General features: G+C 63.4%; 5 protein-coding genes. 3 read left to right on the top strand and 2 right to left on the bottom strand.

Going from position 1 to position 7,592, the window contains the following annotated elements:
* Nucleotides 1-34: 34 nt before the first annotated feature.
* The gene (locus tag QPK32_RS25290; protein WP_290415556.1) at nucleotides 35-1,813 is read right to left on the bottom strand and encodes a YbhB/YbcL family Raf kinase inhibitor-like protein; all 1,779 of its coding nucleotides are present in this window, start codon (nucleotides 1,811-1,813) and stop codon (nucleotides 35-37) included.
* Between the two features lie 181 nt (nucleotides 1,814-1,994).
* Complete coding sequence (locus QPK32_RS25295; RefSeq protein ID WP_290415557.1) at nucleotides 1,995-3,869, bottom strand: phosphoethanolamine transferase; 1,875 nt, start codon at nucleotides 3,867-3,869, stop codon at nucleotides 1,995-1,997.
* A gap of 372 nt (nucleotides 3,870-4,241) precedes the next feature.
* On the opposite strand from QPK32_RS25295, the gene rpsL reads away from it, so the two are divergent.
* The 3 genes from rpsL to fusA all read left to right on the top strand — a co-directional run bounded on the left by rpsL (nucleotide 4,242) and on the right by fusA (nucleotide 7,466).
* Complete coding sequence (rpsL, locus tag QPK32_RS25300; protein WP_036240557.1) at nucleotides 4,242-4,625, top strand: 30S ribosomal protein S12; 384 nt, start codon at nucleotides 4,242-4,244, stop codon at nucleotides 4,623-4,625.
* Nucleotides 4,626-4,752: 127 nt separating this feature from the next.
* Entirely contained in the window at nucleotides 4,753-5,223 is a 471-nt protein-coding gene (gene rpsG, locus QPK32_RS25305; RefSeq protein ID WP_290415558.1) for a 30S ribosomal protein S7, read from the top strand.
* 137 nt (nucleotides 5,224-5,360) lie between these two features.
* Entirely contained in the window at nucleotides 5,361-7,466 is a 2,106-nt protein-coding gene (gene fusA / locus QPK32_RS25310; protein ID WP_290415559.1) for an elongation factor G, read from the top strand.
* The last annotated feature ends 126 nt before the right edge of the window (nucleotides 7,467-7,592 follow it).

Here is a 7,592-nt window from a genome sequence, read left to right on the forward strand (position 1 = left end):
CGGGCCCCTGCCTGCGCAGGGGCGACGTGGTGGATTATTTCAACGGCTTCTGCTTCTGCGCATACGTCCCGACCAGTTCTCCCTTGGCCAGCACGTGTCCCTGCATCGCCGCGAGCAGCGTGTCGCGGTCCGCGCCCCAGGGCACGTCGAGCATGCGGTCCAGCGCATACACCTGGAAGTGGTAGTGGTGCGGGGCGTCGCCGACCGGCGGATGCGGGCCGTACCAGCCGGTCGAGCCGTGCGTCGTGCTGCCCTGCAGTACGCCTTCCGGCTCCGTCAGGCGCGGCTGCTCCTGCAGGCCTTCGGGCAGGCTCGTCACCCTGGCGGGGATGTTCCAGGCCAGCCAGTGCACGACGGGCGTCACCGGTTTCGCATCCGGGTCTTCCATGATCACGACATACGATTGCGCGTCCGGCACGGCGGTCCAGGACAGCGCCGGCGCCACGCCGTCCGCATATTCGCTGTACTTCGCGGGAATCGCGCTACCCTTGGCGAAGCTGGCCGAGCCGACCGTGAGCTTGCCCCTGGACGCGGTCTGGGGCCGCGTGAACGCCACCGGCACGCCGCTGCCCTTGCTGGCCTGCTGCTGCATCGGGCCGGCCGGCGCCCGCAGGGCGGACGCGGCGCGCGCCGCAGTGCCCGTGTAGGCGACGCGGTAGAGGACGCCGTTGGCATCGTCGGCCATCAGCAGCGATCCGTCCTTCGCCATCGCCAGGCCGACCGGGCGCGCGATGTGGGTGCGGCCGCCGTCGGTCAGGAAGCCGGTGACGAAGGGTTCGATCGACTTCGCCTGGCCGTCCTGGAAGCGCACGCGCACGATCTCGTAGCCGGCCGCCTTCTTGCGGTTCCAGGAGCCGCGCATGGTCACGAACGCATCGCCCTGGTATTCGGCGGGGAAGCCCGTGCCCTTGTAGAACACCATCTGCATCGGCGCCGCGTGCGCGGTGTAGCCGAGCACCATCGGCTTGCTGAGCGCCTTCCATTCCTCCTTCTTGATCTCGCCGACCGGGGTGCTCTGCGGGTAGATGCTGCCGGCGCCGGTGACGTGCGGCCAGCCGTAGCGCTTGCCGGCCTCGATCCGGTTCAGCTCTTCGGGCTGTTCGTCGTCGCCGAGGAAGTCGATGCCGTGGTCGAATCCCCACAGCTCCCCGCTGCGCGGCTGCCAGTCGAAGCCGATGGTGTTGCGCAGGCCCGTGGCGACGATGGTGCGGCTCTTGAAGTCCGGGGAAAAGCGCAGCATGGTCGCGTTTTCCTGGTTGTCCTCGTTGCAGGCATTGCAGGTGCTGCCGGCGCTCAGGTACAGCATGCCGTCGGGGCCGAAGGCGATGGTGCGGTTGGCGTGCTGGCCGGCGTCCGGCAGGTCGCCCACCAGCATCCGCAGTTCGCCCAGGCGGCCGTCCGGCCGGATGTCGGCCACGAACAACTCCTTCACCGTCACCAGGTACAGCTTGCCGTCCTTGATCGCCAGGCCGTGCGCACCGGCACGGGCGGCCACGATCTGCGGCGGGTCGTCGGCGCGGCCGTCGCCGTTCGCGTCGCGCAGCAGGACGACGTCGCCCTGGTCGCGCCGGCTCACGTAGACGTCGCCGCTGGGCGCCACCGCGACGATGCGGGCATTCTTCAAGCCGGTGGCGAACGGCGTCACCGTGAAGCCGGCGGGCGCCCGGATGCCGGCCATGCGCGCGGCCGTGGGCTCGACCTTGTCGGGCTTGAAGATGTGGATCTGGGCGCCGGTGTCCGTACCGTCGCCTTGCTGGGCCCAGGCGCTGGCGAACGCCAGGCAAACGACTGCCATGCCGAGATGGAGTTTCATCGTGGTCGCTTTCGGAAAGAGGATCGATCGGAAGAGTCGATGCCATCATTTCGCGGACAACGTGTGTTGTCTGTTTGCGAACTCACATGCGAAATCGCAAACCGGGGTCAGAGCCGGGGTCAGAGCCCGGTTTTGGGCAATTTCCAAAAACGCGGCTCTGACCCCGGTTTGATGGGGCGCATCAGCTGCGCGGGAGGGGCTTGCCCTTGGCGATGACTTCGTGGCAGTCGCCCTTGATGACGGCGTTGTCGTAGTCGGTCCAGCCGTAGCTGTCGACGTAGCGCTTGTGGCGGCGGAAGGCGGGGTTGGCGAAGCTCCAGGACAGGCGTTCGCCCGGGTAGCGCACGCCGCCCAGGTCGAGCAGGGTGTGGAACATGTTCTCGGTCGCCAGTTTCGCCTTGCGGTGGCGGCGCAGCTGGTCGACCTTGTCCGGGTAGTGCTCGGCGTATTCGTCCGAATACCAGGCGAACGCGGGGACGTGGAATTCGTACTGGGTATTGTGGCCGTGGAATACCAGCTTGCAGGTGCCGTCGTACAGCGTCTGGCCATGGTCGGCCACATACAGCATCGAGGCCGGCTGGTGCACGCCCTTCAGGGTCTCGATCACGCGGTCGAGGAACCAGTCGGTGTACAGGATCGAGCCGTCGTAGCTGTTGTTCAGCTTGTCGCGGATGGCGATGTCGGTGAACACGGGCTTGTCCACGCCGAACAGCGAAGGCTGCCACTTGTCGAACTGCTTCGGGTAGCGGTGGCTGTAGTTCCAGTGGCTGCCCAGCGTGTGCAGCACGAGCAGCTTCCTCGGCGCCGGATCGGCCAGCGCGTGCGCCAGCGGCTCGAACAGCACTTCGTCGTAGTTCGAATTGTCGGTGAAGCCGCCCAGGTTGAGGAAGTCGACCACGTCCGCTTCCTTGGCGAACACGGAGACGGGCGTGTCGAACTTGCCGAACGAGATCTGGTTCGACAGCCAGAAGGTTTTATAGCCGGCCTCCTTGAAGGCGCTGATGAAGGATTTTTCCGAAAAGCCATCCTTCAGGCTTTGCGTGGCCGGCTTGCGCGAGATGATCACGGGCACGGACAGGCGCGTGGCCGAGACCGAGGTGATCACGTCGGCCAGCGGCACCAGGTTGGCCTGCTGCGACAGCAGCGGATTGGTCTCGCGCGCGTAGCCGTTCAGGCTCCAGCGGTCGTAGCGCGAGGATTCGCCGATGACCATCACGACCACCTGCGCCTGCGCGCTGCCCTCGTCCGCGCGGGCGTGGAAGCGGAAGGCGGCGCTGCTGCGGTTCAGGTCGGCGAGGTAGACGCGCTCCTTGTAGAAGTCGACGCCGCGCGCCACGATGCCGAACGGCCAGGAATGGGCGAAGGCATCGAGGTCGAACGGCAGCTGCGCCCAGTGCGCCAGCGGGGGCAGGGCGCCGCGGCGGGGAGCGGCGGCAGGCGGCGGCGCCGCTTCCTCTACCTCGTCTTCCTCGGGGACCTTATTGGCTACCTTATTGGCTACCTTCACCACGGAGCCGGACGGCTGGGCGCCGCGCGCGACGGCCTTCGGCGGAGTCGGCGCGACGCCGAAGTGCCGGCCGTAGGCGAACACGCCGACGGCCAGCGCCAGCGCGGCCAGCACGACGTGGCGCGAGACGTCGTCCCAGTCCAGGTCGCGCGTGCGCCAGGCCGCGATCCCGCTGGTGACGAACCAGGCGAGCACGGCGACGGCGACGCCGCCCAGCAGCCAGACCTTGCTGCCGAGGAATTCCGCCGCCTCGGACGGGCTGGTCTCGGCGAGGATGCCCAGGTGGTGGGTCGAGATGCCCTGGCCGTAGAACACATATAAATAGAGCTCGACCGGCAGCGCCAGGAAGGCGGGCAGCAGCAGCCAGTGGAAATACGCGGGGCGCTTGAACACGGCCCAGACGCCCAGCCAGGCCATCAGTTCGACGCCGGCGACCGTCCCCGGATGGGCGAGCGGCTCGCCGAACAGGACGCCGGCGAGGGGCGTGCACGACAGCAGCAAATAGGTGAGCGCGACATACAGGTTGCGCGGGCGCAGCAGGAATACCATCTAGACGAGCGGAGGCCGGGGCTGAAAGCAGAGGCGGCTATTATCCAGTGTTTGTCGAAAGAAACGCCGCCCTCCACAACGGATGCATTCCAGCCTGGACTGGATGTATCGTCAACGCGACACTCCGTTGGCGTTTACACATTCTTCCGCCATTGTCGAGGTGACAGGTCTGCGAGTCGGTTGACCTTGCGCCACTTCGAGTCTATACTCGCGAGTTCTCGTTTTATTCTGCGCATCGTATACGCATCAAAAGCTGCTCCCATCGGCGAGTGGCTGTTGTCGCCTGTAGCGCGGGAACGGGACTAGGTTTCAGTCCCCGGACCAGCAAGAAGGTCCGGGTCGTTAACGCAGTAATTTGTTGGATTAAGAACGATGCCAACCATCAATCAACTGATTCGCAAGCCGCGTGAAGCCGCGGTTGTGAAGAGCAAGTCGCCGGCACTGGAAAACTGCCCGCAAAAGCGCGGTGTCTGCACCCGTGTCTACACCACCACTCCGAAGAAGCCGAACTCGGCACTGCGTAAAGTGGCAAAAGTTCGCCTGACCAACGGTTTCGAAGTCATTTCGTACATCGGCGGTGAAGGCCACAACCTGCAAGAGCACAGCGTCGTCCTGATCCGCGGCGGCCGTGTGAAGGACTTGCCGGGTGTGCGTTACCACATGGTTCGCGGCGCACTGGATACCCAGGGCGTGAAAGACCGTAAGCAGGCACGTTCGAAGTACGGTGCCAAGCGCGCTAAAGCAGCCAAGAAGTAATTCTTCGCCTCTTTTAGCCCATTAAATTTGTTGAGTTGAGCCGGCCGGAAGGCCGAGTAAGTGAAGGGTCATGAGGGCCTTTCGCGAGTGCGATCCAGCACTCAACTGAAGACAGGAAGGAATTGAAATGCCACGTCGTCGTGAAGTACCCAAGCGCGAGATTCTGCCGGATCCGAAATTCGGCAACACCGATGTCGCCAAGTTCGTCAACGTTCTGATGCTGTCCGGCAAGAAGTCGGTCGCGGAACAGATCATCTACGGTGCGTTCGAATACATCCAGACCAAGTCGGGCAAGGACCCGCTGGAAGTGTTCGTTGCCGCGATCAACAATGCCAAGCCGATGGTCGAGGTGAAATCCCGCCGCGTCGGCGGCGCCAACTACCAGGTGCCTGTTGAAGTGCGTCCGGTCCGCCGTATGGCTCTGTCTATGCGTTGGTTGCGCGAAGCCGCAAACAAGCGTAGCGAGAAATCCATGCCGCAGCGTCTGGGTGGCGAACTGATGGAAGCAGCGGAAGGCCGCGGCGGCGCGATGAAGCGTCGTGACGAAGTGCACCGCATGGCTGAAGCGAACAAGGCGTTCTCGCACTTCCGCTTCTAAGCAAACAAGAAGGACAAACCGGCGCGGGACGATTCCCGCGCGGGGCCCCGTCCCAGCAGTACCTGTTGTTCAGGCCGAGCTCATTTTGATCACCAGAATGCTGCTCGGTTTTGTCCATTCAAAAGTTAGGAAAATTTATGGCACGCACTACCCCTATTGAGCGCTACCGTAACATCGGTATCTCCGCTCACATTGACGCCGGTAAGACCACCACCACCGAGCGCATCCTGTTCTACACCGGTGTGAACCACAAGATCGGTGAAGTGCACGACGGTGCCGCCACCATGGACTGGATGGAGCAGGAACAAGAGCGCGGCATCACCATTACTTCCGCAGCAACGACCTGCTTCTGGAAGGGCATGGCGAACAACTTCGAACCGCACCGCTTCAACATCATCGATACCCCGGGCCACGTCGACTTCACCATCGAGGTGGAGCGTTCGATGCGCGTCCTGGACGGCGCCTGCATGGTCTACTGCGCAGTCGGCGGCGTGCAGCCGCAGTCGGAAACCGTGTGGCGTCAGGCTAACAAGTACAAAGTCCCGCGTCTGGCATTCGTCAACAAGATGGACCGTACCGGTGCGAACTTCTTCAAGGTGTACGAGCAGATGCGCGCTCGCCTGAAGGCCAACCCGATCCCGCTGCAGATCCCCATCGGCGCCGAAGACAACTTCAAGGGCGTGGTCGACCTGGTCAAGATGAAAGCCATCTTCTGGGACGACGCATCGCAGGGCATGAAGTTCGACTACCGCGACGTGCCGGCCGAACTGGTCGATCAAGCCAACGAATGGCGCGAAAAGCTGGTCGAGACCGCTGCTGAAGCGAACGAAGACCTGATGAACAAGTATCTCGAAGAGGGCGAGCTGTCCGAAGAAGAGATCAAGAAAGCACTGCGCGCGCGCACCATCAACGGCGAAATCGTCCCGATGATGTGCGGCACCGCCTTCAAGAACAAGGGCGTGCAGGCCATGCTGGACGCGGTCATCGAGTACCTGCCGTCGCCGGTCGACATTCCGCCGGTCGCTGGTACCGACGAAGACGACCAGCCGGTCACCCGCAAGGCCGACGACAGCGAGAAATTCGCTGCGCTGGCATTCAAGATCATGACCGACCCGTTCGTCGGCCAGCTGATCTTCTTCCGCGTGTACTCGGGCGTCATCAACTCGGGCGATACCGTCTTCAACCCGATCAAGGGCAAGAAGGAACGCGTCGGCCGTATTCTGCAGATGCACGCGAACCAGCGCGAAGAGATCAAGGAAGTCCGTGCAGGCGACATCGCCGCGGCCGTGGGCCTGAAGGAAGCGACCACCGGTGAAACCCTGTGCGACCCGTCGGCACCGATCATCCTGGAAAAGATGGTGTTCCCGGAGCCGGTGATCCAGCAGGCCGTCGAGCCGAAGACCAAGGCCGACCAGGAAAAAATGGGCCTGGCACTGAACCGCCTGGCACAGGAAGACCCGTCGTTCCGCGTGCGTACCGATGAAGAATCGGGCCAGACCATCATCGGTGGTATGGGCGAGCTGCACCTGGAGATCATCGTCGACCGCATGAAGCGTGAATTCAACGTGGAAGCGACCGTCGGCAAGCCGCAGGTTGCCTACCGCGAAACCATCCGCAAGGCAGTCAGCGACGTCGAAGGCAAGTTCGTCAAGCAGTCGGGCGGCCGCGGCCAGTACGGCCACGCTGTCGTGTCGGTCGAGCCGCAGGAACCGGGCAAGGGCTTCGAGTTCATCGACGCCATCAAGGGCGGCGTGATCCCGCGCGAATTCATCCCGGCAGTCGAGAAGGGTGTGCGCGAAACGCTGACCAGCGGCGTGATGGCCGGCTACCCGGTCGTGGACGTCAAGGTCACCCTGACCTTCGGTTCGTACCACGACGTGGACTCGAACGAAAACGCGTTCCGCATGGCCGGTTCGATGGCGTTCAAGGAAGCGTGCAAGCGCGCCAGCCCCGTCATCCTCGAGCCGATGATGGCCGTGGAAGTCGAGACGCCGGAAGACTACGCCGGTACCGTGATGGGCGACCTGTCGTCCCGCCGCGGCATGGTGCAGGGCATGGACGAAATCCCGGGCGGCGGCGGCAAGATCATCAAGGCCGAAGTCCCGCTGTCGGAAATGTTCGGTTACTCGACCGTGCTGCGTTCGGCAACCCAGGGCCGTGCGACCTACACGATGGAATTCAAGCACTACGCTGAAGCTCCGAAGCACGTGATGGACGCCATCGTCACCGCCAAGTCGAAATAAATCGAAACCGGAGGCAGGATCTTGATTCTGCCTCCTGCTGAACATATATAACCAAGCTATTCTTTAAAGGAAGAAAAAAATGGCAAAGGAAAAATTCGAACGGACCAAGCCGCACGTCAACGTCGG

This window comes from Massilia sp. YIM B02763 (assembly GCF_030412015.1).
Lineage (GTDB): Bacteria > Pseudomonadota > Gammaproteobacteria > Burkholderiales > Burkholderiaceae_D > Telluria.

Coding starts and splice junctions, on each gene's coding strand:
- QPK32_RS25290 (WP_290415556.1), bottom strand. CDS start 1,813: ATGAAACTCCATCTCGGCATGGCAGTCGTTTGCCTGGCGTTCGCCAGC.
- rpsL (WP_036240557.1), top strand. CDS start 4,242: ATGCCAACCATCAATCAACTGATTCGCAAGCCGCGTGAAGCCGCGGTT.
- fusA (WP_290415559.1), top strand. CDS start 5,361: ATGGCACGCACTACCCCTATTGAGCGCTACCGTAACATCGGTATCTCC.
- QPK32_RS25295 (WP_290415557.1), bottom strand. CDS start 3,869: ATGGTATTCCTGCTGCGCCCGCGCAACCTGTATGTCGCGCTCACCTAT.
- rpsG (WP_290415558.1), top strand. CDS start 4,753: ATGCCACGTCGTCGTGAAGTACCCAAGCGCGAGATTCTGCCGGATCCG.